Consider the following 26499-nt stretch of genomic DNA (forward strand, 5'->3'; position numbering starts at 1 on the left):
CCGTGACTGATCAGAAGGCTCCCAAGAGCGAGCAGACCCGCACGCTCATTCTCGAAACCGCGCTCCGCCTCTTCCAGGAGCGCGGTTTCGACAAGACGACGATGCGCGGGATCGCCAAGGAGGCCGGAGTCTCGGTCGGCAACGCCTACTACTACTTCGAGTCCAAGGAACACCTGGTCCAGGGGTTCTACGACCGGATCGGCGCCGCCCACCTGGCGGCGGTCCGGCCGATCCTGGACCAGGAGACCGATCTGCAGAAGCGGCTCGCGGGCGTCCTGACCAGCTGGCTGGACATCGCGGCGCCGTACCACGAGTTCGCCTCGCAGTTCTTCAAGAACGCGGCGGACCCCGAAAGCCCGCTCAGCCCGTTCTCCCCGGAGTCGGAGGCGGCCCGCAAGCAGGCGATCGACATGCACCGCGAGGTGCTCGCCGGGGCCAAGACCAAGGTGCCCGACGAGCTGGCCGACGTACTGCCGGAGCTGATGTGGCTCTCGCAGATGGGCCTGGTCCTCTACTGGGTCTTCGACCGCTCCCCGGACAGCGAGAAGACCCGCAAGCTCGCACAGCGCGGCGCGCAGCTCACGACGCGGGGCATCATCCTGGCCCGGTTCCGGGTGCTGCGGCCGCTGGTGCGGGAAGTGCACGAGCTGTTCACGGACTTCCTGCCGGGCATGGCCCAGTCGGCCGTGTCCCGGCCGGGCCGCAAGCGGGCCTCGGACCCGGACGCGGGCCCGGAGGAAGGCCCGGAAGTGGGCCCTACAGCCAGCTGAGCTCCCACAGCCGCCACACGCCGGTGCCGTCCGAGAGGTACTGGGCGCCCGCGACGGCCTCGCGCGACATCACGTAGTCCTTCTTCTGCCAGATCGGCAGCATCGGGACCTGCTGCGCGACCAGCTTCTGCAGGTCGCGGAAGTCGTTGGCGGCGGCGCCGCGGTCCGAGAAGGACTGGGTGCGGGTGATGAGGTCGTCGACGGCCTTGTCGGAGTAGCCGCTGTTCATGGAGTTGTCGGCTCCGACGAGCGGGGCGAGGAAGTTGTCCGCGTCCGGGAAGTCGGCGATCCAGCCGATGGTGTAGGCGTCGAACTCGCCCGCCGCGTAGGCCTTCTGGAAGTCGCTCCACTTCTCGACCGGCTTGATGGTCAGGCGGAAGAGCCCGGTGGACTCCAGCTGAGCCTTCAGCTCCTCGGCCTCGGAGACGCTCGCGCCGCGCACGTTGACCCCGAGGGTGACCGCGACCGGGGTGGCGATCCCGGCGTCCTTGAGCAGCTTCTTCGCGGTGAGCCCGTTCGGCGAGGGCCAGGCGTCGAAGAACGGCGTGCTGTGGGCGGCGATGCCCGCCGGGACGAGCGAGTAGAGCGGGGTGACGGTGCCCTTGTAGACCTCGGTCGCGACCTTGGCCCGGTCCACGACCGCGGCGACGGCCTGGCGGACGGCGGGCGGGGCCACCGGGGAGCCCGGGCGGAGGTTGAAGACCATGCTGCGGATCTCCGTACCGCCCGAGGCCTGGTAGCGGGTGTCCTCCAGGCCCGGGTTCAGGCCGGCCAGGACCGCCGGGGGCATGTCGCGGTGGGCGACCTCGATCCCGTGGTCGGTCCAGGCCTGCTCCAGCTGCGCGGAGTCCTTGAAGTACTTCACGGTGACCGCGCTCTTGGAGACCTTGCCCTGCCCCTTGTACGAGGTGTTGGGCTTGAGCTCGGCGCTCGCGCCGGCCGTGTAGCCGTCGAGGGTGAAGGGGCCGGAGCCGTCGACCTTCTCCCCCTCGCGCAGGGCCTTGGCCGGGTACTTGTCCTTGTCCACGATCGAGGCGGCGCCCGTCGCGATCTTGAACGGGAAGGTGGCGTCCCCGGCGGAGAGGCCGAAGGTGACGGTGCGGCCCTCGGCCTTGACCGACTCCAGGGTGTTGAACAGCGGCGCCGGGCCCTGGTCGGAGTTGATCGCCTTGATCCGGTCGAAGGAGAACTTGACGTCCTCGGCGGTGATCGCGCGGCCGGAGGAGAACTTCACGTCCGGGCGCAGCTCGCACTGGTACGTGGTGAGCTTGTCGCCGACGAAGTTGCAGGAGGAGGCCGCGTCGGGCACCGGGGTGTCCGCACCGGGCTTGATGGTCAGCAGCGACTGGTAGACGTTGCTGAACAGGGCCCAGGAGCCCGCGTCGTACGCCCCGGCGGGGTCGAGGGAGGAGACCACGTCGCTCGTGCCGACGCGGATCGGCTCCCCGCCACCGACGGCGGGCAGGAACTGCCAGGTGGCGACGCCCGCCACGCCGAGGACCAGCCCGGCCGCGATGACTTTCGAGCGGACAGACCGCAGCATCCTTGACTCCACCCCACGTGGGCGCACACCGAAGTCCGCGACCAGTTATCCGATTATCGGTCACATCCCATCATGGAATTTCGGCCTCGGGAAGGCCGATATGGCGCGTGGCGTCGGGGGTTCGGGCGGTTCAGGCCTGATATGAGCCGAGTTCGACGACTGTGATGTCCGACGGTGCGCCGACCCGGACCGGCGGCCCCCAGGCGCCCGCGCCGCGCGAGACGTACAGCTGGGTGTCCCCGTAGCGCTCCAGCCCGGCGACGGTGGGGTTGGCGAGCTCGGCGACGTACTCGCCCGGCCAGAGCTGCCCTCCGTGGGTGTGGCCGGAGAGCTGGAGGTCCGCCCCGTACCGGACGGCCTCGTCGATGACGATGGGCTGGTGGGCGAGGAGTACGGCGCTGCGGGCGCGGTCCCGGTCGCCCAGGGCCGCCTGGAAGTCCGGGCCGTGGCCCTCGCTCTCGCCCGCGATGTCGTTGACCCCGGCGAGGTCGAAGTACGGGAGCTCGCGGCGGGCGTTCTCCAGCGGGGTGAGGCCGAGTTCGCGGACGTGGTCGACCCACTGCTGGGCGCCGGAGAAGTACTCGTGGTTGCCGGTGACGAAGTACGAGCCGTGGCGCGAGCGGAGGCCGCGGAGCGGTTCGGCGGCGGGGCCGAGGTCTTCGACGCTGCCGTCGACCATGTCGCCCACGATGGCGATGAGGTCGGGCTGCGTGCGGTTGATGGTGTCGACGATGCGGGTGGTGTGGGCGTGGCCCAGGATCGGGCCGAGGTGGATGTCGCTGACGACGGCGATGCGGAAGCCGTGGGCCGCGCGGGGGAGCTTCGCCAGGGGGACCTGGACCCGCTTGACGCGGGGGCCGCGGAGGACGCCGTACGTGCCGTAGCCGACGGTGCCGGCCGTGGCGGCGGCTGCCGTGCCGGCGACGATCCGCGCGAAGCGGCGGCGGCTGACGCCGGACGGGGTGGGCTGCGCCGGCTGTACGGAGTCCGCCTCCGCGGGGCCGGTCGCCGCGGGGGCGGCCTCCGCCGGGTCGGCCGCCGTGGCGTGTTGCCCGGCCGGGGCCGTGGGGTCCTCGGTGGCTTCGAGGGTGGCCTGCGGCGCAGTTCCCCTCCCCGCCCCTTCCCGCTGCACCGGATTATGCGGCTCCGCCGCGCGGTGGGGCTCCGCCCCAGACCCCGTTGCGTCCGCGCCTGCGGCGGCGGGGCGGGGCTGCACCCCGGAGCCCGCCGGGTTCGCGCCTGCGGCGCCGCTTCGGGGCCCTGCCCCGGGCCCCGTTGCGGCCGCGGCTTCGGCGGCCGGGGCGCTGTGGGGCTGCGCCCCGGGGCCCGCCTGGGCGGTGGCCCCGTTCGACCGGCGGAGCCACACCGCTCGGACCGGCTCGGCGACGAGCATCGCCAGGGAGAGGTAGAGGAGGACGGCCAGCCAGAGGTAGCCCGGCCAGGCGACCGTGCGCTCCAGCCAGAAGGGGGCTCCCGCGCGGCCCGCGACGAGGGCGGCCACGGACAGGAGGGGGAGCGCGAAGGCCAGGGCGGTGCCCGTGCGGCGGACCGCGCCGCCGGGGGCGGTGGTGTCGCGGACCAGGCGGATCCAGAGCCAGCGGTGCACCAGGACCAGGAGGGTCAGGACCAGCAGGGCCACGGCCGCGATGATGACGATCTTCACGCGCCCGCCTCCGTACGTGATTCACGCCGCAGAGCCCGCACCCCGCGCAACCCGATCACTCCGACGGCCGTCCCCAGGAGAAAGGACGCCACCGCCAGGAGAAGGTGGACCCAGAAGTACCCGGTCGGGTCCCCCGCGTCGTCGAAGGCCAGACCGCTGCCGTCCTTCCACAGGTTCCGGACGAAAGACACCCAGATGAACCAGCTCCACACTCCGAAGGCGAGCAGGAACCAGGAAGCGGCGCGGCTGAGTCTCATGAACTCAGTATCGGTTTCGTCCCCAGGACGGACGCGCCGGGGTGGGCTGTCCCGGCGGTGGTTGCGGCGGGTTGGCCGGTCCGTGACGCTAAGCACAGGATCGGGATGTACTTTCACCTGCGTGTCTGCCAAGAAGACCGCGTTGACGGTCCTTTCCGCCGCGCTACCCGCCCTGCTGGTCCCGGCGCTGCTGGCCCCGCCCGCGTACGCCGCGCCGACGCCGACGCCGCCGGTGGACGGGAAGGGGCAGCCGCCCAAGGCGCCCGCGCCGCCCGCCTCGATGTCCACGGTCGGCGGCTCGGCGCTCGGGCAGCCCGGGACGCAGGTCAACCTGCTGCCCGGCGCGCCCGCGCTGCCCGCGAACCTGACGGGCCGTTCGTGGATCGTGGCCGACGCCGAGACGGGCGAGATCCTCGCCGCGCACAACGCGCACTGGCGGCTCCCCCCGGCCTCGACCATGAAGATGCTCTTCGCGGACACCGTGCTGCCGGGTCTGCCCAAGGACCAGGTCCACAAGGTCACCGACCAGGAGCTGGACGGGGTCGGTTCAGGCTCCAGCCTGGTGGGCATCAAGGAGGACGCCGAGTACAGCGTCCACGACCTGTGGCTCGGGGTGTTCCTGCGCTCCGGGAACGACGCCGTGCATGTACTTTCGGCCATGAACGGCGGCGTCGAGAAGACCGTCAAGGACATGCAGGCGCACGCCGAGGAGCTCCAGGCCCTGGACACGCACGTGGTGTCCCCCGACGGCTACGACGCTCCGGGCCAGGTCTCCAGCGCCTACGACCTCACCCTCATCGCCCGCTCCGGTCTGCAGAAGCAGGACTTCCGGGAGTACTGCGGCACGGCCAGCGCGAAGTTCCCCGGCCGGCAGGAGCCGGGCAAGCCGCGCGAGACCTTCGAGATCCAGAACACCAACCGGCTGATGACCGGAGCCGGCGGCCTCTCCCCCTACAAGGGGATCGCCGGGGTGAAGAACGGCAACACCACGATGGCCGGCTCCACCTTCACCGGCGCCGCCCAGCGCGGCGACAAGAAGCTGCTGGTCACGGTGATGAACCCGGGCACCGGGGGCGCCAACTCCGTGTACGAGGAGACCGCCGACCTGCTCGACTGGGGGTTCGCGGCGAGCGGGAAGGTCAAGCCGGTGGGCGAGCTGGTGCCGCCGAAGAGCGCGGACACCACCTCCCACGGCTCCCCGGCCCAGTCCCACGAGAACAACCCCTCGGCGTCCGGCGCGGGCTCCGGCGGCGGGGTCGGTACCGCCTTCGGCGTGGCGGGCGGGGTGCTGGCCGTGGTGGCCGGCGGGGCCTACGTGGTCAACCGGCGCTGGCCGCGGGGGCGCGGCCGCCGGGCTCGCGGCCAGGTGTAGCGGAGCCGGCGGGCCGCGGAGCGGTGTCCGGCTCCCGGGCGGGCTCGCGGGCCGGCTCCGGGTCCTCCGCGCCGTCCCCGTCGGCATCGTCGCGGCTCGCGGTCCACGCCGCGCAGAACAGCAGCAGCTTGGCCGTGAGGTTGATCCAGATCAGCAGCGCCACCGGCACGCCGAAGGCCCCGTACATGCTCTTCGTGGCGACCTCCCGCATGTAGCCGCTGAGCAGCAGCTTGAGCAGCTCGAAGCCGGCCGCGCCGAGGAGGGCCGCCTCGATCAGGCGGCGGCGGGGCGGTTCGACGCCCGGGAGCAGGGTCAGGACGTAGAGCAGGAGCAGGAAGGCGGCCACCACTCCGACGAGGAAGCCCCCGCCGCGCAGCAGCGTGCCGCCCGCGCCGTCGCGCGGTACGCCCAGCCAGTCCCCGGCCTTGCCGACCGCGCTGGAGCCGAAGATCGACGCGGCGGCCGAGCACAGGCCGACGCCGCCGAGGCCGATGAGGACGAGCGCGTCCTTGCCCTTGCGGACGAAGGGGTTGCCCTCGTCCTCGTCGTCCTTCTCCCACACCGCGCGCAGGCAGTCCCTCATGGAGGTGACCCAGCCGATGCCGGTGAAGAGCAGCACGGCCGCGGCGACCAGGCCGACCGTGCCGGCGTTGGCGACGAGGGCGTTGATGTCGAGCTGGTCGGAGATGCCGGGGACCTGCTCGGCGAGGTTCTTCTGGAGCCGGTCGAGCTGGTCCTGGGTGAGCAGTCCGGCGCCGATCGCGGCGGCCACGGTGATCAGCGGGAAGAGGGCCAGGAAGCTGATGAAGGTGATGGCCGCGGCGAGCCTGCTCCAGTGCACGCGGTCGAGCCGCTGGTACGAACGCCACAGGTGGGTCCGCATCAGGGCGGACGCCAGGGGCCCGATCAGCGGGAGTTTCGTCAGCCAGTCCATACGGTCACCGTAAATGAGCTGTCGTAAATAGCCGGGATTGCCGCTTTTGGGGACTACGGTCGTCGATTGTGACTTTTCGCCCGACGGCTCGGCCGTTCCATGCCCTGGTCCTGCGAAGGATCGGTTTCCGGTTCCGGTTCCTGCGTCAGGAACGGCGTACGGTCGCCTCGCCCGTGGCGGCCGCCGCACTGCTGTCCGTCGCCGAGCCGAGCTGCGCCGGTACGGCGCTCGCCCCACCGCTTGCCCCGTTGCCGAACGGATACTCCCGCAGCTTGCGCCAGACCCCGTCCGAGCCCTGCTCGTAGAGCGCGAACCCGGAGCAGACCCACTCCGCCGCGTAGTCGGCGAGGGTGTCGAACGCCAGGTCCATCGCCTCCTCGGAGATCCCGTGGGCGACCGTGACGTGCGGGTGGTACGGGAACGAGAGCTCCCGGCTGAGCGGCCCGTCCGGGTCGCGGACCTGGCCCTGGAGCCGGGTGCAGCCGGAGCCGCCCTCGACGACCTGGACGAAGACGACCGGCGAGAGGGGACGGAAGGTGCCCGTGCCGGCCAGCCGCATCACGAAGGGGCGGCCGGCGGCCGCGACCTCGGCCAGGTGGGCGCGGATCTCGGCGAGCCGGTCCGCGGCCACCTCCGTCGGCGGTACGAGGGTGACGTGCGTGGGAATGCCGTGCGCGGCGGCGTCCCCGAAGCCGGCTCGCAGCTCCTGAAGGCTGCTGCCATACGGCTCCGGGACCGCGATCGAAACGCCGAGCGTTACGGTCCCCACGTAGCTCTCCTCCGCCTGTAGTCCTGTGCGTGGTCTGTGCTCCGCGTGTGCGTCGCACGAGTGCTGCCGCCCCAGTGTGGCGGCAGCACCCCCCAGATCGCCAGGGCCCACTTTCTCCTGCGTGCCCGTCAGTGCTTCGCGGGCAGGAAACCGAGGTGGTCGTAGGCCTGCGCCAGGGTCTCGGCGGCGACCGCCCTGGCCTTCTCCGCGCCCTTGGCCAGCAGGGAATCCAGGGTCTCCGGGTCGTCCAGGTACTCCTGGGTGCGCTGCTTGAACGGTGTGACGAAATCGACCATCACGCCGGCCAGATCGGTCTTGAGCGCACCGTAGCCCTTGCCCTCGTACGCGGCCTCCAGCGCGGGGATCGACTCCCCCGTGAGAGTGGAGTAGATCGTGAGCAGGTTGCTGACGCCGGGCTTGTTCTCGGCGTCGAACCGGACCACGGCCTCGGTGTCGGTGACCGCGCTCTTGATCTTCTTCTCGGTGGCCTTGGGCTCGTCGAGGAGGTTGATCAGGCCCTTGGGCGAGGACGCCGACTTCGACATCTTGATCGCCGGGTCCTGGAGGTCGTAGATCTTCGCGACCTCCTTGACGATGTGCGCGGCGGGGAGGGTGAAGGTCTGCCCGAAGCGCTGGTTGAAGCGCTCGGCCAGGTCCCGGGTCAGCTCGATGTGCTGACGCTGGTCCTCGCCGACGGGGACGGCGTTCGCCTGGTAGAGCAGGATGTCGGCGACCTGGAGGATCGGGTACGTGAACAGGCCGACGGTGGCGTTGTTGGCGCCGTTCTTCGCGGACTTGTCCTTGAACTGGGTCATCCGGCTGGCCTCGCCGAAACCGGTGATGCAGTTCATGACCCAGCCGAGCTGCGCGTGCTCGGGCACGTGGCTCTGGATGAAGAGCGTGCAGCGCTCGGGGTCGAGACCGGCGGCGAGGAGCTGCGCGGCGGAGAGCCTGGTGTTCGCGCGGAGATCCTTCGGATCCTGCGGCATGGTGATCGCGTGCAGGTCGACGACCATGTAGAAGGCGTCGTGCGTCTCCTGCAGGGCGACGTACTGCCGGATGGCTCCGAGGTAGTTCCCGAGGTGGAACGAACCGGAGGTGGGCTGGATGCCGGAGAGCGCGCGAGGACGATCAGAAGCCATGGCCCCATTCTCTCAGGTGTGACACGGGGCTCGGCCCCGCCGCTGGCCGGAACCCGGCGGGTCGCGCCCCCGTTGCCCGGACCCGGCCCGGGTACCGACCGGTAGCGCCCCGTCCGGATCTTGCCTCGGCCGAGCGACCGCTTTCCGTCGCTCCCGCTGCGGGGGGCTTCGTGGGCGCCGCCCACACCCGCGCCTCAAACGCCGGCGGGGCGGATCCAGCCTCGCCGGCGTTTGAGGCGCGGGGTCTGGGGCGGAGCCCCAGGGGGGTCCGGGCGCAGCCCGGGGAACGGTGGAAGGGCGGGTAGGGGACTTCGCCCCGCAGGGAGCAGCCCCCCACCCGGGGGGGTCAGGCGACCGGGAGGCCCGGGGCCGGGAAGGCGGCCATCAGGTCGGCCACCGCGGAGCGGATCTTGCCGAGGGCCGCCTCGTCCCCGACGGCAGCCGCGGAGACCGCCTCCGAGATCCAGTCGGCGACCACCGGCATGTGCTCCACCGAGAGACCTCGGGAGGTCAGCGACGGCGTGCCGATCCGGATCCCCGACGGGTCGAACGGCTTGCGCGGATCGAACGGCACCGTGTTGTAGTTCACGACGATCCCGGCCCGGTCCAGCGCCTTCGCCGCGATCTTCCCGGACACCGACTTCCCCGTGAGGTCGATCAGGATCAGGTGGTTGTCCGTACCGCCCGAGACCAGGTCGAAGCCCCGCTCCAGCAGAGCCGCGGCCAGCGCCTTCGCGTTGGCCACGACCGCGTGCGCGTACGACACGAACGAGGGCTGCGCCGCCTCGTGGAGCGCCACCGCGATACCGGCCGTCGTCTGGTTGTGCGGGCCGCCCTGGAGGCCCGGGAAGACCGCCTTGTCGATGGCCTTCGCGTGCTCCTCGCGGCACATCAGCATCGCGCCGCGCGGACCGCGCAGGGTCTTGTGGGTGGTCGTCGAGATCACGTCCACGTGACCCGCCGGGGACGGATGGGCCCCGCCCGCGATCAGGCCGGCGATGTGCGCCACGTCGGCGACGAGCACCGAGCCCGCCTCCTTCGCGATCGACGCGAACGCCTCGAAGTCGATCGTGCGCGGGAGCGCCGTACCGCCGCAGAAGATCAGCTTGGGCCGTTCCGCCAGCGCGAGGTCCCGTACGGCGTCGTAGTCGATGAGACCATTCGTTTCAGGATCCGCAGTCGCCCGGACCCCGTACTGCACGCCGCGGAACCAGGAGCCCGTCGCCGAGACCCCCCAGCCGTGGGTCAGGTGTCCGCCCATCGGCAGCGCCATGCCCATGACCGTGTCGCCGGGCTTGGCGAAGGCGAGGTAGACCGCGAGGTTGGCGGGCGAGCCGGAGTACGGCTGCACGTTGGCGTGGTCGACTCCGAAGAGGCCCTTCGCCCGCTCCACGGCCAGCGCCTCGATGCGGTCGATGTTCTGCTGGCCCTCGTAGTACCGGCGGCCCGGGTAGCCCTCGCTGTACTTGTTCTGCAGCACCGTGCCGGAGGCCTCCAGCACGGCCGAGGACACGTAGTTCTCGCTCGGGATGAGGCGGAGGGTCTCCGCCTGGAGGGTTTCCTCGGCGGCGACGAAGGACGCCAGCTCGGGGTCGGTGGCGAGCAGGGCGGGGTGACGGTACGGGTGGTGGTTCGCGCTCATGGCGGCTCCTCCGGGGTCGATGTCAGATCTCGTCCCCGCGAGGCCCAGGCGAGCGGCCCTGTATGCGGTCGTGCGCGCACGGCTCCCCCGGAGTTGGTTCTCCGTGCGCCAGTCGCCGTGCGTGTCCGACACCTTAGCGGGCGCGCCACGAGAAAGGTTTCTCCGTCCGGTATTCGAGCGAGGATGTGGACAGTGACGCCACCCTCGTCACCGGCTTGACGGACGATCGGAGACCCCGTGTCGACAACTGCTGATGCCATCCGCTCCGCCGACGCGCACAGCGCGCACAACTACCACCCCCTGCCCGTCGTCGTCGCCACGGCGGAGGGCGCGTGGATGACCGACGTGGAGGGCCGCCGCTACCTCGACATGCTCGCGGGCTACTCCGCCCTGAACTTCGGCCACGGCAACCGCCGCCTCCTCGACGCCGCCCGCGCCCAGCTGGAGCGGGTCACCCTGACCTCCCGCGCCTTCCACCACGACCGCTTCGCGGACTTCTGTACCGAGCTCGCGGCGCTGTGCGGCAAGGAAGCCGTCCTGCCCATGAACACGGGAGCGGAGGCCGTGGAGACCGCGGTGAAGACCGCCCGCAAGTGGGGGTACGAGGTCAAGGGCGTACCGGACGGCCACGCCAAGATCGTGGTGGCGGCCGACAACTTCCACGGCCGCACCACGACCATCGTGTCGTTCTCCACCGACCACGACGCCCGCGACCACTTCGGCCCGTACACCCCCGGCTTCGAGATCGTCCCGTACGGGGACCTCACCGCGCTCGCCGCCGCCGTCACCTCCAACACCGTCGCCGTGCTCCTGGAGCCGATCCAGGGCGAGGCCGGCGTGCTCGTACCGCCCGCCGGATACCTGCGGGGCGTACGGGAACTGACGCGCGAGCGGAACGTGCTGTTCATGGCCGACGAGATCCAGTCGGGCCTGGGCCGCACCGGGAAGACCTTCGCGTGCGAGCACGAGGACGTCGTCCCCGACGTGTACATCCTCGGCAAGGCGCTGGGCGGCGGGGTCGTGCCCGTATCGGCGGTGGTGGCCGACCTCGACGTGCTCGGCGTGTTCAAGCCGGGCGAGCACGGCTCCACCTTCGGCGGCAACCCGCTGGCCTGCGCCGTCGCCCTGGAGGTCATCGCGATGCTGCGCACCGGCGAGTACCAGCAGCGTGCCACCGAGCTCGGCGACCACCTGCACCGGGAGCTGAACCTGATGGTCGGCGGCGGCGCGGTGACCGCCGTACGGGGCCGCGGGCTGTGGGCGGGCGTGGACATCGACCCGGCGCGCGGCACCGGCCGGGAGATCTCCGAGAAGCTGATGGGGCTCGGCGTCCTGGTCAAGGACACCCACGGGTCGACGATCCGGATCGCGCCGCCGCTGGTGATCTCCAAGGAGGACCTGGACTGGGGGCTGGACCAGCTCAGGTCGGTCCTCGGCGCCTGACGGCCCCAACCCGACGGCCGCTAGAGGATGACGTGGGGCAGGAAGCGGGCGTACTCGTCCGTGACCGGCCCCGCCGATTCCCGGATGCCGAGGCCCGCCGCCTCGTCCTCGACGACCCACGCGCCGAGCACCACCCGGTTGCCGTCGAAGTCGGGCAGCGGGGCGAGGCCCTGGAAGACGTACGTCTCGTCCTCCTGCGGTGCGAACGGCTCGCCGCCGACCGGGTGCAGGGTGACGCCCGCGCCCTCGCGGCCGAGCAGCGGCTTCGCCGCGTAGCCGGTGGTCGTGGCGAGTTCGCGCGGGCCGTCCAGGTAGGCGGGCAGCAGGTTCGGGTGCTCCGGGAAGAGCTCCCACAGGACCGCCAGCAGCGCCTTGTTGGAGAGCAGCATCTTCCACAGAGGCTCGATCCAGGCGGTGGTGCCGGAGCCGCCGCCGTGGTCGTACGTGCCGAGGACCTGCGGGGCGAACTCGTCGGTGGCCAGCCACTCCCAGGGGTAAAGCTTGAAGATCGCGCGGATGAAGCCGAGCTTCTCGTCCACGAACCGGCCGGACAGGGAGTCCCAGCCGATCCGCTCCACCGACAGCTCCCGCGTGTCGATGCCGGCCTGCTCGGCGGTCTCCTGGAGGTAGGCGACCGTCATGAGGTCCTCGCCGAGCTCGTCGGTCTCGGAGTGCGCGAAGTGCACCGGGCCGGCCGGCAGCAGCTCCGCCTGGCGGCGCCAGGCGTCGACGAGCCGCTCGTGGAGGGAGTTCCACTGGTCGGCGCCGGGGAAGCGCTCCTCCATCCAGAACCACTGCGGGCTGGCCGCCTCCACGAGGGAGGTGGGGGTGTCGGCGTTGTACTCCAGCATCTTGGCGGGGCTGCCGGTGCCGTCGTAGCGCAGGTCGAAGCGGCCGTAGAGCGAGGGCTGTTCGGCGCGGCGCCGCCAGGACTCGGCGATCAGCGCGGCGAGCTTCGGGTCGGTGATGCCGAGGTCGGCGAAGCGGTCGTGGTCGACTATGTGCTGGGCCGCCGCCAGGCACATGGCGTGCAGCTCCTCGACGACGTTCTCCAGCGCCTCGACCTCGGGAAGGGTGAAGGAGTAGTACGCGCTCTCGTCCCAGTAGGGGCGCAGCGAGTCGTCGGGGTAGCGGGTGAGGGGATAGATCAGCCCCTGCTCCTCGACGGTCTTCTGCCAGTCGGGGCGGGGCTCGATGGTGTGGCGCTTCACGCTGGATCAGCCGCCCGAGGAGCTCTTGTGGCTGCCGCCGATGCCGCCGCGGGTGACGGCCGACTTGTCGAAGCTGCCGCCGCTCACCTTGTTCTTCGCGACGGTGCCGCCGTAGTAGTACGCACCGCGGCCGCCGCTCTTGCACTCCTTGGAATTCAGCTTCTCCAGGGTGGCGCGATCCGCGCAGCGCTTGTCGGGCTCGTTGCTGCTGCCGCAGGCCACCAGGGCCGCGGCGAGCAGGCCCATGCCGCCGAGGGCGACGGTTCCGGAGCGCATGCGGCGCTTGGTGCGCGTGGTGTCGGTGCTGCTGCTGTCCATGGACTGTTCGCTCCCCCTGGGTGGCCGGCTGCGCACAGACTAGAACGGCCGCCCCGGCCGACGGAATCCGGCCGACGCGGGATCCGTGACCTAGAGTCGGTTCGTGCTCATTGGGATGATTTGCGCGCTCGGTGCGGCGGTCTGCTTCGGCACGGCGTCGGTCCTGCAGGCCGTGGCGACGCGGGCGACGGTGCCGGGGACGGGCTCCGGGGTCGACACCGCGCTCTTCCTGCGGGCGCTGCGCCAGTGGCGCTATCTCGCCGGACTCTGCCTGGACGGGATCGGCTTCGTCCTCCAGATCATCGCCCTGCGGCACATCCCGATCTACGCGGTGGGCGCGGCCCTCGCGGCCAGCCTCGCGGTGACCGCGGTGGTCGCGGCGCGGCTGCTGAAGGTGCGGCTGAGCGGGACGGAGTGGGGCGCGGTCGCGGTGGTGTGCGCGGGGCTGGTGATGCTCGGGCTGGCCTCCGGGGAAGAGGGCTCGGGGAAGGGCACGCTCGCGCTGAAGCTGGGGCTGCTGGCGGTGGCCGGGCTGGTGCTGGTGGTCGGGGCCGTGGCGGGCGGGCTGCCGGACCGCAGCCGGGCGCTGACGCTGGGTCTGGCCGCCGGGACGGGCTTCGGGGTGGTGGAGGTGGCGGTCCGGCTCATCGACGACATCTCGCTCTCCGCCCTGTCGAACCCGGCGTTCTACGCGCTGCTGCTCGGCGGCGGCTCCGCGTTCCTGCTGCTCACCTCGGCGCTCCAGCGCGGCTCGGTGACGGCGGCGACGGCCGGGCTGGTGCTGGGCGAGACGATCGGGCCGGCGGTGGTGGGCGTGGCCTGGCTGGGCGACCGCACCCGCGAGGGCCTGACCTGGCTGGCGGTCGCGGGCTTCGTGGTCGCCGTGGCCGGAGCCCTGGCCCTGGCCCGCTTCGGCGAACCCCCGGCGCAGCCGCTCCAGCCGCCCGCCGTTTGAGGACGGGGTCCGGGCCTATTCAGCCGTCCGGCGTTTGAGGACCGGGGTCCGGGGCGGAGCCCCAGGGGGTCCGGGCGCAGCCCGGTACCCCTCCCCAGCCCGTCCGGCGCTTGAGGACCGGGTCCGGGCGGAGCCCGGGGGCATCCCCCAGCCTCGCCGGCGTTTGAGGCGCGGGCCCGGGCAGAGCCCGGGGAACGGTGGAAGGGCGGGTAGGGGACAGCCCCCGCAGGGCCCCCTCACGGCAGGGCCGCGACCAGCGCCGCCAGGGTAGGGGCCCACGCACTCTGGGACGGAGTCCCGAAGCCGACGACCAGCGCCTCGCGCACCGGCATCGCCGCCCCCGGATGCCGGAAGAAGGACAGCGGCAGCAGCCCCAGGTCCTGCCAGGCGGCCGCCCGCAGGGCCGCCCGTTCGCCGCCCGGCGGCAGGTCCAGGACCGCGTGCAGGCCCGCGGCGATCCCGGAGACCGCCGCCCGGTCCCCCACCGCCGCCACCAGCTCGTCGCGCCGCCGCCGGTAGCGCAGCCGCATCTCCCGCACGTGCCGGTCGTACGCCCCCGACCGGATGAACTCCGCGAGCGTCAGCTGGTCCAGCGCGCTGGAGCTCCAGCCGGTCCGGTCCTTCAACGCCAGCACCTCCTCCATCAGCGGCCCCGGCACCACCATCCAGCCCATGCGCAGCCCCGGCGCCAGGGACTTGCTCGCCGTGCCGAGGTACACCACCCGGTCCGGGTCCAGTCCCTGGAGCGCGCCGACCGGCTGACGGTCGTAGCGGAACTCCCCGTCGTAGTCGTCCTCCAGGATCAGCCCGCCCGTGGACCGGGCCCAGTCCACCGCCGCCGCCCGCCGCCCGGGCGTCAGCGCGGCGCCCGTCGGGAACTGGTGCGCCGGCGTCAGCAGCACCGCCCCCGCGCCCGAACCGGCCAGCTCGGTGGTGCGCGCCCCCGCCCCGTCCACCGCCAGCGGCCGCGTCCGCAGCCCGGCGCCGGTCAGCAGCTCCCGGTGCACGTCCAGCCCGTACCCCTCCACCGCCATCTCCCGGATCCGGCGCGCCCGCAGCATCCTCGCGAGCAGCAGCAGGCCCTGGCCGAAGCCCGCGCACAGCACGATGCGTTCGGGGTCCGCGTACACCCCGCGGGCCCGCGCCAGGTACCCGGCGAGGGCCTCGCGCAGCTCCACCCGGCCGCGCGGGTCCGCGTACCCGAAGGCCTCGTTCGGGGCCTCGGTCAGCGCCCGCCGGGCCGCCGCCAGCCAGGCGGCGCGCGGGAAGCCGCCCAGGTCCGGGGAACCGGGCTTCAGGCTGTACGAGGTCTGCGCGCGCACGGGGCGCCGTACGGGCACGGCCGCCGCGGGGCGCCGGACCCCGGCGCCGGACCCGACCCGGGCCCGCTCCGCGACCCGGGTCCCGGAGCCGCGGCGCGCGGTCAGCCAGCCTTCGGCGACGAGCTCGGCGTAGGCCTCGGCGACGGTGTTGCGGGCGATCCCGAGGTCCGCCGCGAGCGACCGCGAGGACGGCAGCCTGGTCCCCGGGGCCAGCCGCCCGCTGCGCGCGGCCTCGCGCAGCGCCTCGGTCAGTCCGGCCCGGACACCGCGCCCGGGGACCGGTTCCAGATGCAGGTCGGCGCCGAAAGTGGCCCAGGATTCCGTCATGGATATGGACCATATAGGCGGGCCGCCTGGCTCCTAGGGTGATGCCATGACCCACACGGAGAAGGCACCCGAACACACCCCCCGCATGCAGCTCGCGAAGCTCGCTCCGGAGTTCTACAAGGCCGCCGTGGCCCTGGACGCGGCCGCGGCCAAGGGCCTGGACCCGGCCCTGGTCGAGCTCGTCAAGCTGCGCGCCTCCCAGATCAACCACTGCGCGTTCTGCATCGACATGCACTCCAAGGACGCCCTCGCGGCGGGCGAGGACGTGGAGCGGCTGCTGCTGCTCGGAGCCTGGGAGGAGTCGCGGCACTTCTACACGGAGAAGGAGCTCGCCGCGATCGAGCTGACGGAGGCCGTGACCGTCCTGACCGACGGTTTCGTTCCCGACGAGGTCTACGAGCGGGCCGCGCGGCACTTCGAGGAGAAGGAACTGGCGCAGGTGATCGCCCTGATCGCCGCGATCAACGTCTGGAACCGCATCGGTGTCACCACCCGCCTGACCCCGGGGCACTACACCCCGGGGATGTACAAGTAAGCCCTCCCGCAACCCCGTCCCGCGCGCGGTGTCAGCCGCCCGTGGGGCGGAAGGCGGTCAGGGCGGCCTTGTGGTGGGACTGGGTGAGCGTCCATTCGGGCGCCGGGCCGGCCGTCAGGACGGCCCACTTCTTGCCGTCCTCGGCGACGAAGACCCGTTCCACGCCGCGGCGCCGGCCGTGTGACTCCGCGCTGTCGTACTCGTACACCAGCTCCCCACCCTCGGGGGCGCCCGGGGCCGGGCCCACGCGGATCTCCTGGTAGCCGGTGGTCTGGGCGCGCAGGTAGGTGGAGGCGCCCTGGACGGCCGCGAGCGGGGTCAGTTCGGGCTCGCTGACCTGGAAGATCTGGACCAGGGCGGTGCGGTCGGGAGAGCGATAGAAGACCCCCGAGGCGGCCTCCTCCCGGAGCCACCCGGCGGGGACGGCGACGGTGAACCCCTTCGCGTCGCGCACGGTCTCGTGAGCGGGGTCGCTGCCGCTCGGGCTGGGCGTGGGGCTGGGGCTTCCGCTGCCCGTCGGCGACGGGGAGCGGGTGGCCGTCGCCGAGGGGGCCGACGAACCCTCCCCGCTCGGCGGGGCGCTGGACACCGCCGGCCCCGCCTGCGGGGGCTGCTCGCCGGTGTTCCGCGCCACGAACCACACGGTGGCCGCGCCGATGGCCAGCGCGGCCACCGCGACGGCCGCCGTGGTCGGCGTCAGCCACCGGCCACCGGTGCGCGGGGGCGGGGGCGGGACGGGGTACGCCGGCTGCACGGGCTGCTGAGGCGCATACGCGGGGTACGGGTACGGGTCCTGCGGCGCCGCCGCCCCCGGACCGTACCCACCCGGCCCCGAGGCCGGGGGGTAGCCGGGAGCGGGGACCGGAGCCGGGGTCGGAGCCGGGCCCGAGGCCGGGGCCTGACCCGGACCCGAGGCCGGGGTCGGGCCCGAGGCCGGGGCCGGGGGCGGAGCCGGATCGTGGCCGGGAGCGGGGGCCGGAGCCGGGCCGTGGCCCGGAGCCGGGCCCGCGGCAGGGTCGTGGCCCGGAGCGGGGGCCGGGGGCGGCCCCGGGACGGGGTCGTAGCCCGGAGCGGGCGTCGGCGGCGTCCCCGGGGCCGGGTCGTGGGCCGGGGGCGGCCCCGGGGCCGGGTCGTGGCCCGGGGGCGGGGGCGGCTGTTGGTCGGGGCCCTGGGCCGGGTGGGGGTCCGTGACCCAGCGTTGGGTCGCGGGGTCCCAGCGGGGGGTGTCCTGCGGGGGCACGGGTCAGCCTCCCAGGGTGGTCAGGAGGCCGGCCAGGGCGGTCGCGGCGCTGACCGAGTCGACGAGGGGAGCCCAGCGTTCCAGGGCTCCGCGGAGCCGGGGGACCAGGCCGGGCCGGATCTCCTCGGCCCCTTCCAGTCCCTCCGCGACCCCGTCCAGTTCGGCGTCGAGCGCCGCCCGGTCCGCACCCCGCGGCAGCCGTACGAGGGCCGCGCGCAGCTCCAGTACGGCGTCGAGGAGGACCTGCGGCCCGACGGTGTCCGCCCCCGCTCCGCCGTGGTGCACGGTGTTGGTGTTGTTGCTGCCACCGATGCTGAACGCGCTGCCGGTGACCCCGCCGATGCGGACCGCGGGCTCCTGCCCGGCCGCGGCCGCGCCCGTACCCGTCACGCCGTCCTCAGTTGCCACCGGTGCTCCTCTTGACCTTGGTGCTGTTGGTGTTGTTGCTGCCGCCGACGCTGAAGGCGCTGTGGTTCACCGACTGGATGAACACCCCGCCCTCGGCGACGTTGACCGCGCGCCGTGCGAACTCCTCGGTGTGCCAGCCCGCTTCGTGCAGCGCGAGGACGACGCCCCCGACGACCCGGTCCTGGATCGTCTTCAGGAACCGGTCGAGGTCCATCAGGTGGAACATCGAGCCGTTGTCCTCGGAGGCCAGCTCGCGCACCGACACCCGCGGCCCCTCCGGCCGGGCCCCGCCGTGGCCGCCGGTGACGATCCGCCACCAGCTCGCCAGGCCGCGGCCCAGCGTGACCGCGGAGCCCGCGAGGGAGCCGGGGGTGTGGCGCAGGGCCCAGACGGCCTTGCCGAAGCCGCTGTTGTTGCGGTAGCGCTGGGCGTCCGCGTCCGCGTTGTGGAAGCCGGTCCGGACGGGCAGCAGCACGTGCGGGGCCACCTCCAGCATCATCATCCCGCCCTGCGTGTGGACCCGTACGAAGACGGTGACGACGAGGTTCTCGTCCCAGCCGCCCACCCGCACGCGCAGGAAGTGCCGGCGGCGCTCGCCGCCCTCCTCGATGGCGGCGGCCCGCTGCTCGCCGAACTGCCCGTGCACGACCTGCGCGGTGTCCCGGTGCGGCAGCCCGCCCGCGGGCAGGAACACGCACTCGTCCAGGACCAGTTCGCGCATCCGGTCACCCACGGCGGCGGCCTGCTCCGGGGATCCGTGCGGGGAGGGCACCCGCAGGCGTTCCAGCAGCGGCACGATCCGCGCCAGGATGTGGGCGTTGGTGACCGCGACCGGCTTGCGGTCGGGGCCGAGGTCCTCGCGCGGGCGCAGTTCCACGGACAGCTGCCAGGGCCGGAAGGGATCACCCGCCCCGCAGAACGGGTCGTTGACGTCGTACATGATCATCGGCGTGTGCTGCTCGGCCCGGATGCGCTGGCGCACCCGCTGGAAGCGGGCCCCCTCGGCGGCTTCGGCCGGGTCGTTCGCGTGGTCGGCGTAGCGGCGCTCGGCGAGCTCGGTGGCGATGGTGCGGTAGACGTGTCCGCGCTGGAGCCCCACGACGGTGACCACCCCGGCGAAGACCACCGGCAGCCACCACAGGACGGCGGTGGCCGCGAAGTCCCCGCCCGTCGGGGCGAACGGCAGGCCGCTCCCTCCCACCTCGTCCAGGAGGCTGAACAGCGCGAACCCGCCGATGCCGAGGGCGAACAGGACGAAGAGCAGGAGCCACCAGGCGTAGATCCGCAGGACCACGGAGAGCACGCGCAGTGCCGGGACGTTCCGGGCGCGCAGCCAGTCGGCGAGGCTCAGCAGCAGGAAGGGCACGATCAGCGCGGCGAGGGCGCCGCCCGTGAGCAGGGCGCCGACGAACCAGGCTCCGAGGACTCCGGCGGCCCAGCCGAGTTCGGCGCGGCGGGCGCGCAGTGCGTGGGCGAGGACCCGGGAGGCGTCGTAGCCGTAGGAGGGGGCGACGATCCGTTCCTCGTGGACGTACAGCTCGTCGATGACCCGGTCGCGGTACCCGGCGTCGAGGTACGTCCCCGCACACAGGAAGCGGCCGGCCTCGCTCAGCGAGGGGTGCACCGGGGGGCGGCCGGCGGAGGGACCGGCCCAACTGCCGCCGGGCTGCTGGGGAATCGCGTTCTCGGTCACCGACCGACCCTAGGGTTCCCCTCCCTACGACGACAGAACGATTCACGCCAAACGCCCCGGCCAGGTTTGGCCGGGGCGTTTCGGTGTTCGTACCGCTCGTACGGGGGCCTGCGCGGCCGGGCCGTACGGAAACGATCAGATCAGGCCGAGCTCGCGCACCGCGTCGCGCTCCTCGACGAGCTCCGCCACGGACGCGTCGATGCGCGCACGGGAGAACTCGTTGATGTCCAGGCCCTGGACGATCTCGTAGCGGCCGTCCTTCGTGGTGACCGGGAAGGAGGAGATGATGCCCTCCGGGACGCCGTAGGAGCCGTCCGACGGGATGCCCATGGAGGTCCAGTCGCCCGCCGCGGTGCCGTTGACCCACGTGTGCACGTGGTCGATGGCGGCGTTGGCGGCCGAGGCGGCCGAGGACGCGCCGCGGGCCTCGATGATCGCCGCGCCGCGCTTGGCGACGGTCGGGATGAAGTCGTCCGACAGCCAGGCCTGGTCGTTGACCAGCTCTGCGGCGTTCTTGCCGCCGATCTCCGCGTGGAAGATGTCCGGGTACTGGGTCGCCGAGTGGTTGCCCCAGATGGTCAGGCGCTTGATGTCGGAGACGGCGGCGCCGGTCTTGGCTGCCAGCTGCGAGATCGCGCGGTTGTGGTCCAGGCGGGTCATCGCGGTGAAGCGCTCGGCCGGTACGTCCGGGGCGGCGGCCTGCGCGATGAGCGCGTTGGTGTTGGCCGGGTTGCCCACGACCAGGACCTTGATGTCGTCCGCGGCGTTCGCGTTGATCGCGGCGCCCTGCGGCTTGAAGATGCCGCCGTTGGCGGAGAGCAGGTCACCGCGCTCCATGCCCTTGGTGCGCGGGCGGGCGCCGACCAGCAGCGCGACGTTGGCACCCTCGAAGCCCTTGTTCGGGTCGTCGAAGATGTCGATGCCGGCGAGCAGCGGGAAGGCGCAGTCGTCGAGCTCCATGGCGGTGCCCTCGGCGGCCTTCATGCCCTGAGGGATCTCCAGAAGACGGAGCTTGACCGGCACGTCCGCGCCGAGCAGGTGGCCGGAGGCGATGCGGAAGAGCAGCGCGTAGCCGATCTGGCCGGCGGCGCCGGTGACGGTGACATTCACGGGAGTGCGGGTCATGGCCTTCTCCGTTAGACAGCTGGCGGTGGGGCGTCCCTGCCCCATGTGCTGGGAGGACGCCGCTCCGTGGCCCAGTAAATCTTGACGTGAAGAGACATCCGCCGTCAGGCTATCCGACCCTGGAGCACCCCAATCCCCCGCCCCGTGTGGCGCGGGGCACACGGGGCCCTCCCCGGGGACTCCCGAAGGCCTAACGGACCGTGAAACGGACCGCGGTCTCCAGGAAGGGAACGTCCAGCCACGGCTTGGGTTCCATCACCAGTGCGAGCAGCGTGATCGCCACGCCCAGCAGGCCGTACGTGACCATGTCCGTGAAGCGGGAACGCACCGCGAGCATGCCCACGGAGGGCAGCAGCCGGCGCATCACCGATCCCGCGATCATCGCGATCCCGATCAGCAGGCAGCCGCCACGCGGATGGCCCACCGCCGTGAGCAGCAGTCCGGCCGCCGTCGCGGCGAGGACGGCCAGCATCGGCCACTGCCGGGCCGGAGCCGGCGCGTCACCGGGCGCGGCCCGGCCGCCGCCCTCGGGACGCGCGGTGTCCAGGGTGACGGAGGGGAAGCGGCGCGACCTGGCCCCGTCCGCCTCCTCGGTGTCCTCGGGCCCGGGCACCGGGGTCCGCCCGGCGTCCGCGTCGCCCTTCCTGGCCCAGCTCGGAACCGGGCGCGGGGCCGCGGAGGCGGCTGAGGCGGCGGCCCTGGCGGGAGCCGGGGACGGGGCGGGTTCGGGGACGGCGCCGGGCTCCGGCTCACGCTCAGCCGGCACGGGGAACCGCCCGCTCGGCGGCCTCGACCACGTTGACGAGCAGCTGCGCCCGGGTCATCGGGCCGACGCCGCCCGGGTTCGGGGAGATCCAGCCGGCCACGTCCGCGACCCCGGGGTGCACGTCCCCGACGATCTTGCCGTTCTCGTCGCGGCTGACGCCGACGTCGAGCACGGCCGCGCCCGGCTTCACGTCCTCCGGCTTGACCAGGTGCGGCACGCCGGCCGCCGCGACGACGATGTCCGCCTGGCGCAGCAGTCCGGACAGGTCGCGGGTACCGGTGTGGCACAGGGTCACGGTCGCGTTCTCGGACTTGCGGGTGAGCAGCAGGCCGATGGACCGGCCGACGGTGATCCCGCGGCCGAGGACGACCACGTGCGCGCCGTTGATCTCGACGCCGTGGTGGCGCAGCAGCTGGACGATCCCGTACGGGGTGCACGGCAGCGGGCCCGGCTCGTTCAGGACCAGCCTGCCGAGTGACATCGGGTGCAGGCCGTCGGCGTCCTTCGCCGGGTCCATGAGCTCCAGGACGCGGTTCGTGTCGATGCCCTTGGGGAGCGGGAGTTGCACGATGTAGCCGGTGCACTCCGGGTTGGCGTTCAGCTCCCGAACGACCTCCTCGATGTCCTCCTGGGAGGCCGTCGCGGGCAGTTCGCGCTGGAGGGAGGCGATGCCGACCTCGGCGCAGTCCTTGTGCTTGCCGTTGACGTACCAGCGGCTGCCCGGGTCGTCGCCGACCAGCAGGGTGCCGAGGCCCGGGGTGATGCCCCGGGCCTTGAGCGCCGCCACGCGGGCGGTCAGTTCGGACTTGATCGCGGCTGCGGTGGCCTTGCCGTCGAGAATCTGGGCAGTCATGGACCCATCCTCCCGGATGGAGCGGCCGCGGATCCAGTCGCGTCCCGGCTTCGTGCCGTCTTCGTCCCGCCTTCGTTGCACTTGCACAACAAGTGCCGGGCGGACGGCGCCCCGGCTGGACAAGCCCGGTCCGGCCGGACGACGATGCGGGGAACGTAGTGCCGCGGGCAGTGCCGGGGGGCGGGCCGCACGAATTGCAGTGACTCCTCCGCGCGTGCCGTGCGTCCCCGCACTTCCACGGAGGAACACCCCAGATGAGCTTCGGCGACCCGAACAACCCGTACGGGCAGCAGCCGCAGGGCGGCCAGCCCGCCTACGGCTACCCCCCGCAGGCCCCCCAGGGCATCCCGGCCCAGGGCGGCTACGCCTACCCGCAGCAGGCCTACCCGGGCGTCCCCGGCTATCCGGGCTCGCAGATGCCGATGCCGGGCGGGGTCAAGGGGGCGCGGGTCATCCTCTGGATCCTCGGGATCCTCCAGGCCCTCGGCGGCGTGGCCGTCGCGATCATCGGTGCCGTGTTCGCCTCCGAGTTCACCGACTCCAGCTACTCGTCGAGCGACGCGGGCGCCGCCCTGAGCATCTTCTTCGTCATCATCGGCATCGTCCTCGTCGGCATCTCGCTGTGGCCGATCCTGACCGCCGCGAAGCTCGGCAAGGGCCGCGGCGGCGTGCGCGTCTCCGGCATTATCTTCGGGTCGCTCCAGACCTTCTTCGCCGTGGCCAGCCTGATCATCAACATCGTGACGCTCAGCGGCCTGCACGAGTCCGGCGGCGCCCCGCTGCTGCTCTCGATGATCCCCGCCCTGGTCTCGCTCGGCCTGGGCCTGTGGATCCTCATCGGCCTGGCCAACTCGGCCGCGGGCGAATACTTCCGCCGCCCCCAGTACTAATACGCAGTACTGATAGGCAGCACTAAGACGCAGGACACGGCGAAGGCCGCCCACCGCACTGCTGCGGTGGGCGGCCTTCGCCGTGTGCGGGTGAGTGCCGGACTCGGCGACTCGGTGACTCGGTGGCTCAGTGGAAGAAGTGCCGGGTCCCCGTGAGGTACATGGTCACGCCCGCCGCCTTCGCGGCCTCGATGACCAGCTCGTCGCGCATCGAACCGCCCGGCTGGACCACGGCCTTGATGCCGGCGGCCGTCAGGATCTCCAGGCCGTCCGCGAAGGGGAAGAAGGCGTCGGAGGCGGCGTACGAGCCCTGCGCGCGCTCGGCGCCCGCCCGCTCGACGGCCAGCTTCGCGGAGTCGACGCGGTTGACCTGGCCCATGCCGACGCCGACCGAGGCGCCGTCCTTGGCGAGCAGGATCGCGTTGGACTTCACGGCGCGGCAGGCCTTCCACGCGAAGGCGAGGTCGGCGAGCTCGTCGGCGGAGAGGGCCTCGCCGGTGGCGAGCGTCCAGTTGGCCGGGTCGTCGCCCTCGGCCTGGACGAGGTCGCTCTGCTGGAGCAGCACGCCGCCGGAGATCGGCTTCAGCTCGGCCGGCTGGTGCGGGGTGCCCGCCACCTTCAGCACGCGGATGTTCTTCTTCTTCGCCAGGACCTCGACGGCGCCCGGCTCGAAGTCGGGGGCGACGATGACCTCGGTGAAGATCTCCGCGACCTGCTCGGCGAGCTCGACGCTCACCGGGCGGTTGACGGCGATGACCCCGCCGAAGGCGGAGGCCGTGTCGCAGGCGTGCGCCTTGCGGTGGGCCTCGGCGACGTCCTTGCCCACGGCGATGCCGCACGGGTTGGCGTGCTTGATGATCGCGACGCAGGGCTCTTCGTGGTCGTAGGCGGCGCGGCGGGCCGCGTCGGTGTCCACGTAGTTGTTGTAGGACATCTCCTTGCCGTGCAGCTGCTCGGCGTTGGCGAGCCCGCCCGGCTGCCCGTCCGTGTACAGCGCGGCCGCCTGGTGCGGGTTCTCGCCGTAGCGGAGGGTGGACTTGCGCTCCCAGGCACCGGCCAGGAACTCGGGCAGCACGGCCTCCGGCTCGGGGGCGTACGCGTTCGTGAACCAGGAGGCCACGGCCACGTCGTACGCGGCGGTGTGCTGGAAGGCCTCGGCCGCGAGCCGCTTGCGGGCGGTGAGGTCGAAACCGCCGCCCTGGGCGGCGGCGATCACGGCGTCGTAGCGCGCCGGGCTGGTGACCACGGCCACCGAGGGGTGGTTCTTGGCGGCGGCGCGGACCATCGAGGGGCCGCCGATGTCGATCTGCTCCACGCACTCGTCCTCGGTCGCGCCCGACCGGACCGTCGCGAGGAAGGGGTAGAGGTTGACGATCACCAGGTCGAAGGGCTCGACGCCCAGCTCGGCGAGCTGGTTGCGGTGGTCCTCCAGGCGCAGGTCGGCGAGGATGCCGGCGTGCACGCGCGGGTGCAGGGTCTTGACCCGGCCGTCCAGGCACTCGGGGAAGCCGGTCAGCTCCTCGACCTTGGTGACGGGCACCCCGGCGGCGGCGATCTTCGAGGCGGTGGAACCGGTCGAGACGAGCGCGACACCCGCCTCGTGCAGACCGCGGGCCAGCTCTTCCAGTCCCGTCTTGTCGTACACGCTGATGAGCGCGCGCCGGATCGGGCGCTTCGACGCGGCGAGGTCCTCGCCCTCTGCGGTCACGGTCTCTACGGTCCCTGCGGCCTCTGCGGCGGTCACTGGATTGTTACCTTTCGTCCCTCGATGCGGTAGCCGTGCCGGGCCAGGCGCCCCACGACGTCGACGAGCAGCTCGCGCTCGACTTCCTTGATCCGCTCATGGAGAGCGGCTTCGTCCTCTTCGTCCCGGATCTCGACAACACCCTGGGCGATGATCGGACCGGTGTCCACGCCCGCGTCCACGAAGTGGACGGTGCAGCCGGTGACCTTCGCGCCGTAGGCGAGGGCGTCCCGTACGCCGTGGGCGCCCGGGAAGGCCGGGAGGAGGGCGGGGTGGGTGTTGACGAACCGGCCGCCGAAGCGGCCGATGAACTCCGGCCCGACGATCTTCATGAACCCGGCCGAGACCACGAGGTCCGGCGCGTGCGCGTCGGTGGCCTCCGTCAGGGCGGCGTCCCACTCCGCACGGCTCGCGTACGCCTTGACCGGGCACACGAAGGTGGGGATCCCGGCCTTCTCGGCGCGCTCCAGGCCGGCGATGTTCTCGCGGTCGGCTCCCACGGCGACGACTTCGGCGCCGAAGCCCTCGGGTCCGCCGGGGTGGGCGTCGATGGCGTCGAGCAGGGCCTGGAGGTTGGTGCCGGATCCGGAGACCAGCACGACCAGGCGGGAGGCGGCCATGGGAGGCCCTTTCTCGTCGAGCGGGGGCGCCTCCCGGCGTGAACCGGGGGCGCGTCGTTCGTCTTGTGCGATCGCATGAAACTTGGGGTCCCCGAGATACGGGGGACCATACGAAGCCACCGACCGCCTGCAACGATACCGGCACACCGGACGGCCCCCGAGGGACGGGGGGACGGGTGGGCGGTAGCGTCTGGCGTACACGCCGTAAACAGGCCTCGGACGTCCCAGCGGCGTCCACGACACAGGGGATGAAACACACCCGATGCCGGACCGCCCCCAGCCCGACCGCTCGACCGACGACAACCCCTTCGCGGCGCCCCCGGAAGGCCGGCCCGACCAGCTCTGGGAGCCGCGCGCCGGCGGTGACGGCGGCGACCCGCAGAAGCCCGGGTCGGGACCTGGCGCGGACCCCGGATCGGGACCGGCTCGCTGGGACCCCACGGACCCGATCCAGCGGCGGGCGCGGTACGCGCTGCTGGCCGGCATGTGGGGCTTCTTCTTCGGGGTCTTCGGCATCCCGTCGATGGGGCTGCTGCTGGGCGCGCTCGCCCTGTACTGGGGGATCAGCGCGCTGCGCGGGGTCCCGGCGAAGCCGTCCGGGGACGGGGCGCAGGACGCGCCGCGCACCACGGGCGCCTCGGCGGCGGACGTGGGTACGGGGACGGGCCGCGGTGCGGTCACCGACGCGCAGGCCGGTGCGGCTGCCGGCACGGCCCGGGGTGGACTGGCGGCGCTGGGCGCCGCCGCCCGGCCCCAGCGGACGGCGGCGGCGAGCGGGCTGGTGACCGCCTCGCTGGCGATCCTGCTCGCGCTGTCCTCGTACGCGGTGCAGCTCACGTACAAGGACTTCCACGTCTGCAAGCAGGACGCCCTCACCAAGCCGGCCGAGCTGCAGTGCAACGACCTGCTGCCGGACAACTTCATCGGCAAGATGCTCGAGGTCCAGCGGTAGCCGAG

General features: G+C 72.6%; 25 protein-coding genes and 1 riboswitch. Of the genes, 7 read left to right on the plus strand and 18 right to left on the minus strand.

Going from position 1 to position 26499, the window contains the following annotated elements; translation table 11 throughout:
• Nucleotides 1-2: 2 nt before the first annotated feature.
• Nucleotides 3-770, plus strand: coding sequence for a TetR family transcriptional regulator (locus AC3IX6_RS13695; protein ID WP_489370396.1), 768 nt, complete (start codon nucleotides 3-5; stop codon nucleotides 768-770).
• On the opposite strand, the gene AC3IX6_RS13700 is transcribed toward AC3IX6_RS13695, so the two are convergent.
• The 3 genes from AC3IX6_RS13700 to AC3IX6_RS13710 all read right to left on the minus strand — a co-directional run bounded on the left by AC3IX6_RS13700 (nucleotide 757) and on the right by AC3IX6_RS13710 (nucleotide 4233).
• Nucleotides 757-2310: an ABC transporter substrate-binding protein gene (locus AC3IX6_RS13700; protein ID WP_489371443.1), complete on the minus strand. Its 1554-nt coding sequence runs from the start codon at nucleotides 2308-2310 to the stop codon at nucleotides 757-759. The two genes, AC3IX6_RS13695 and AC3IX6_RS13700, sit on opposite strands and share 14 nt — an antisense overlap.
• Before the next feature lie 133 nt (nucleotides 2311-2443).
• Nucleotides 2444-3976, minus strand: a complete 1533-nt coding sequence (locus AC3IX6_RS13705; protein WP_489370397.1) for a metallophosphoesterase — start codon at nucleotides 3974-3976, stop codon at nucleotides 2444-2446.
• A complete protein-coding gene (locus AC3IX6_RS13710) occupies nucleotides 3973-4233 on the minus strand; it encodes an SCO4848 family membrane protein (RefSeq protein WP_266880710.1) in 261 nt (86 codons plus the stop codon). The genes AC3IX6_RS13705 and AC3IX6_RS13710 overlap by 4 nt, the downstream gene beginning before the upstream one ends.
• Nucleotides 4234-4354: 121 nt before the next feature.
• Here AC3IX6_RS13710 and AC3IX6_RS13715 point away from each other — a divergent pair, with 121 nt between their 5' ends.
• A complete protein-coding gene (locus AC3IX6_RS13715) occupies nucleotides 4355-5605 on the plus strand; it encodes a D-alanyl-D-alanine carboxypeptidase family protein (RefSeq protein ID WP_489370398.1) in 1251 nt (416 codons plus the stop codon).
• On the opposite strand, the gene AC3IX6_RS13720 is transcribed toward AC3IX6_RS13715, so the two are convergent.
• The 4 genes from AC3IX6_RS13720 to glyA all read right to left on the minus strand — a co-directional run bounded on the left by AC3IX6_RS13720 (nucleotide 5553) and on the right by glyA (nucleotide 10092).
• Nucleotides 5553-6539: a YihY/virulence factor BrkB family protein gene (locus AC3IX6_RS13720; protein ID WP_489370399.1), complete on the minus strand. Its 987-nt coding sequence runs from the start codon at nucleotides 6537-6539 to the stop codon at nucleotides 5553-5555. The two genes, AC3IX6_RS13715 and AC3IX6_RS13720, sit on opposite strands and share 53 nt — an antisense overlap.
• Before the next feature lie 145 nt (nucleotides 6540-6684).
• Nucleotides 6685-7308, minus strand: coding sequence for a 2'-5' RNA ligase family protein (locus tag AC3IX6_RS13725; protein WP_489370400.1), 624 nt, complete (start codon nucleotides 7306-7308; stop codon nucleotides 6685-6687).
• A gap of 128 nt (nucleotides 7309-7436) precedes the next feature.
• Nucleotides 7437-8450, minus strand: a complete 1014-nt coding sequence (gene trpS, locus AC3IX6_RS13730) for a tryptophan--tRNA ligase (RefSeq protein WP_489370401.1) — start codon at nucleotides 8448-8450, stop codon at nucleotides 7437-7439.
• Between the two features lie 346 nt (nucleotides 8451-8796).
• On the minus strand, nucleotides 8797-10092 hold the full coding sequence (gene glyA / locus AC3IX6_RS13735; protein ID WP_489370402.1) for a serine hydroxymethyltransferase: 1296 nt from the start codon (nucleotides 10090-10092) through the stop codon (nucleotides 8797-8799).
• A 35-nt stretch (nucleotides 10093-10127) separates the two neighbouring features.
• Nucleotides 10128-10218: riboswitch (ZMP/ZTP riboswitch) on the minus strand.
• A 111-nt stretch (nucleotides 10219-10329) separates the two neighbouring features.
• On the opposite strand from glyA, the gene rocD reads away from it, so the two are divergent.
• Nucleotides 10330-11535 (plus strand): ornithine--oxo-acid transaminase, encoded by a 1206-nt coding sequence (gene rocD / locus AC3IX6_RS13740; protein ID WP_489370403.1) that lies wholly within the window; start codon nucleotides 10330-10332, stop codon nucleotides 11533-11535.
• Nucleotides 11536-11555: 20 nt separating this feature from the next.
• Here the strand turns inward: rocD and AC3IX6_RS13745 are convergent, their stop codons facing one another.
• Nucleotides 11556-12746, minus strand: a complete 1191-nt coding sequence (locus tag AC3IX6_RS13745) for a glutathionylspermidine synthase family protein (RefSeq protein ID WP_489370404.1) — start codon at nucleotides 12744-12746, stop codon at nucleotides 11556-11558.
• Nucleotides 12747-12752: 6 nt separating this feature from the next.
• Nucleotides 12753-13064, minus strand: a complete 312-nt coding sequence (locus tag AC3IX6_RS13750; RefSeq protein WP_356512452.1) for a hypothetical protein — start codon at nucleotides 13062-13064, stop codon at nucleotides 12753-12755.
• 115 nt (nucleotides 13065-13179) lie between these two features.
• Here AC3IX6_RS13750 and AC3IX6_RS13755 point away from each other — a divergent pair, with 115 nt between their 5' ends.
• Complete coding sequence (locus AC3IX6_RS13755) at nucleotides 13180-14019, plus strand: DMT family protein (RefSeq protein WP_489371444.1); 840 nt, start codon at nucleotides 13180-13182, stop codon at nucleotides 14017-14019.
• 236 nt (nucleotides 14020-14255) lie between these two features.
• Here AC3IX6_RS13755 and pdxR read toward each other — a convergent pair whose 3' ends face one another.
• Complete coding sequence (gene pdxR, locus AC3IX6_RS13760; RefSeq protein ID WP_489370405.1) at nucleotides 14256-15668, minus strand: MocR-like pyridoxine biosynthesis transcription factor PdxR; 1413 nt, start codon at nucleotides 15666-15668, stop codon at nucleotides 14256-14258.
• 46 nt (nucleotides 15669-15714) lie between these two features.
• Between pdxR and AC3IX6_RS13765 the strand changes: the two genes are divergently transcribed.
• Nucleotides 15715-16203 (plus strand): carboxymuconolactone decarboxylase family protein, encoded by a 489-nt coding sequence (locus AC3IX6_RS13765; RefSeq protein WP_489370406.1) that lies wholly within the window; start codon nucleotides 15715-15717, stop codon nucleotides 16201-16203.
• Between the two features lie 31 nt (nucleotides 16204-16234).
• On the opposite strand, the gene AC3IX6_RS13770 is transcribed toward AC3IX6_RS13765, so the two are convergent.
• The 6 genes from AC3IX6_RS13770 to AC3IX6_RS13795 all read right to left on the minus strand — a co-directional run bounded on the left by AC3IX6_RS13770 (nucleotide 16235) and on the right by AC3IX6_RS13795 (nucleotide 22288).
• Nucleotides 16235-17443, minus strand: a complete 1209-nt coding sequence (locus AC3IX6_RS13770) for a hypothetical protein (RefSeq protein ID WP_489370407.1) — start codon at nucleotides 17441-17443, stop codon at nucleotides 16235-16237.
• Between the two features lie 3 nt (nucleotides 17444-17446).
• Complete coding sequence (locus AC3IX6_RS13775; protein ID WP_489370408.1) at nucleotides 17447-17851, minus strand: hypothetical protein; 405 nt, start codon at nucleotides 17849-17851, stop codon at nucleotides 17447-17449.
• Entirely contained in the window at nucleotides 17841-19544 is a 1704-nt protein-coding gene (locus tag AC3IX6_RS13780) for a hypothetical protein (RefSeq protein WP_489370409.1), read from the minus strand. The genes AC3IX6_RS13775 and AC3IX6_RS13780 overlap by 11 nt, the downstream gene beginning before the upstream one ends.
• Nucleotides 19545-19679: 135 nt before the next feature.
• Nucleotides 19680-20669: a malate dehydrogenase gene (locus AC3IX6_RS13785; protein WP_489370411.1), complete on the minus strand. Its 990-nt coding sequence runs from the start codon at nucleotides 20667-20669 to the stop codon at nucleotides 19680-19682.
• A gap of 190 nt (nucleotides 20670-20859) precedes the next feature.
• Nucleotides 20860-21435: a DUF3017 domain-containing protein gene (locus AC3IX6_RS13790; protein ID WP_489370412.1), complete on the minus strand. Its 576-nt coding sequence runs from the start codon at nucleotides 21433-21435 to the stop codon at nucleotides 20860-20862.
• Nucleotides 21425-22288, minus strand: coding sequence for a bifunctional methylenetetrahydrofolate dehydrogenase/methenyltetrahydrofolate cyclohydrolase (locus AC3IX6_RS13795; RefSeq protein ID WP_254382492.1), 864 nt, complete (start codon nucleotides 22286-22288; stop codon nucleotides 21425-21427). The genes AC3IX6_RS13790 and AC3IX6_RS13795 overlap by 11 nt, the downstream gene beginning before the upstream one ends.
• Nucleotides 22289-22542: 254 nt before the next feature.
• Between AC3IX6_RS13795 and AC3IX6_RS13800 the strand changes: the two genes are divergently transcribed.
• A complete protein-coding gene (locus AC3IX6_RS13800) occupies nucleotides 22543-23178 on the plus strand; it encodes an Asp23/Gls24 family envelope stress response protein (protein ID WP_489370413.1) in 636 nt (211 codons plus the stop codon).
• Between the two features lie 127 nt (nucleotides 23179-23305).
• On the opposite strand, the gene purH is transcribed toward AC3IX6_RS13800, so the two are convergent.
• Together purH and purN are read right to left on the minus strand one after the other, a co-directional pair.
• Complete coding sequence (purH, locus tag AC3IX6_RS13805; RefSeq protein ID WP_489370414.1) at nucleotides 23306-24886, minus strand: bifunctional phosphoribosylaminoimidazolecarboxamide formyltransferase/IMP cyclohydrolase; 1581 nt, start codon at nucleotides 24884-24886, stop codon at nucleotides 23306-23308.
• A gap of 32 nt (nucleotides 24887-24918) precedes the next feature.
• Nucleotides 24919-25542 carry a phosphoribosylglycinamide formyltransferase gene (gene purN, locus AC3IX6_RS13810; RefSeq protein WP_266880691.1) on the minus strand — a complete coding sequence of 208 codons (624 nt, stop codon included), beginning with the start codon at nucleotides 25540-25542 and terminating at the stop codon, nucleotides 24919-24921.
• Nucleotides 25543-25804: 262 nt separating this feature from the next.
• On the opposite strand from purN, the gene AC3IX6_RS13815 reads away from it, so the two are divergent.
• Nucleotides 25805-26494, plus strand: coding sequence for a hypothetical protein (locus AC3IX6_RS13815; RefSeq protein ID WP_489370416.1), 690 nt, complete (start codon nucleotides 25805-25807; stop codon nucleotides 26492-26494).
• Nucleotides 26495-26499: the final 5 nt, after the last annotated feature.

The sequence above is a fragment of the Streptomyces sp. GL_141 genome (assembly GCF_057834385.1).

What these genes read in the sequence shown, in the direction of transcription:
- AC3IX6_RS13710 (WP_266880710.1), bottom strand. Translation starts at nt 4,233, where the DNA reads ATGAGACTCAGCCGCGCCGCTTCCTGGTTCCTGCTCGCCTTCGGAGTG.
- AC3IX6_RS13720 (WP_489370399.1), bottom strand. Translation starts at nt 6,539, where the DNA reads ATGGACTGGCTGACGAAACTCCCGCTGATCGGGCCCCTGGCGTCCGCC.
- trpS (WP_489370401.1), bottom strand. Translation starts at nt 8,450, where the DNA reads ATGGCTTCTGATCGTCCTCGCGCGCTCTCCGGCATCCAGCCCACCTCC.
- glyA (WP_489370402.1), bottom strand. Translation starts at nt 10,092, where the DNA reads ATGAGCGCGAACCACCACCCGTACCGTCACCCCGCCCTGCTCGCCACC.
- AC3IX6_RS13750 (WP_356512452.1), bottom strand. Translation starts at nt 13,064, where the DNA reads ATGGACAGCAGCAGCACCGACACCACGCGCACCAAGCGCCGCATGCGC.
- AC3IX6_RS13755 (WP_489371444.1), top strand. Translation starts at nt 13,180, where the DNA reads ATGATTTGCGCGCTCGGTGCGGCGGTCTGCTTCGGCACGGCGTCGGTC.
- pdxR (WP_489370405.1), bottom strand. Translation starts at nt 15,668, where the DNA reads ATGACGGAATCCTGGGCCACTTTCGGCGCCGACCTGCATCTGGAACCG.
- AC3IX6_RS13765 (WP_489370406.1), top strand. Translation starts at nt 15,715, where the DNA reads ATGACCCACACGGAGAAGGCACCCGAACACACCCCCCGCATGCAGCTC.
- AC3IX6_RS13785 (WP_489370411.1), bottom strand. Translation starts at nt 20,669, where the DNA reads ATGACCCGCACTCCCGTGAATGTCACCGTCACCGGCGCCGCCGGCCAG.
- AC3IX6_RS13795 (WP_254382492.1), bottom strand. Translation starts at nt 22,288, where the DNA reads ATGACTGCCCAGATTCTCGACGGCAAGGCCACCGCAGCCGCGATCAAG.
- AC3IX6_RS13800 (WP_489370413.1), top strand. Translation starts at nt 22,543, where the DNA reads ATGAGCTTCGGCGACCCGAACAACCCGTACGGGCAGCAGCCGCAGGGC.
- purN (WP_266880691.1), bottom strand. Translation starts at nt 25,542, where the DNA reads ATGGCCGCCTCCCGCCTGGTCGTGCTGGTCTCCGGATCCGGCACCAAC.
- AC3IX6_RS13815 (WP_489370416.1), top strand. Translation starts at nt 25,805, where the DNA reads ATGCCGGACCGCCCCCAGCCCGACCGCTCGACCGACGACAACCCCTTC.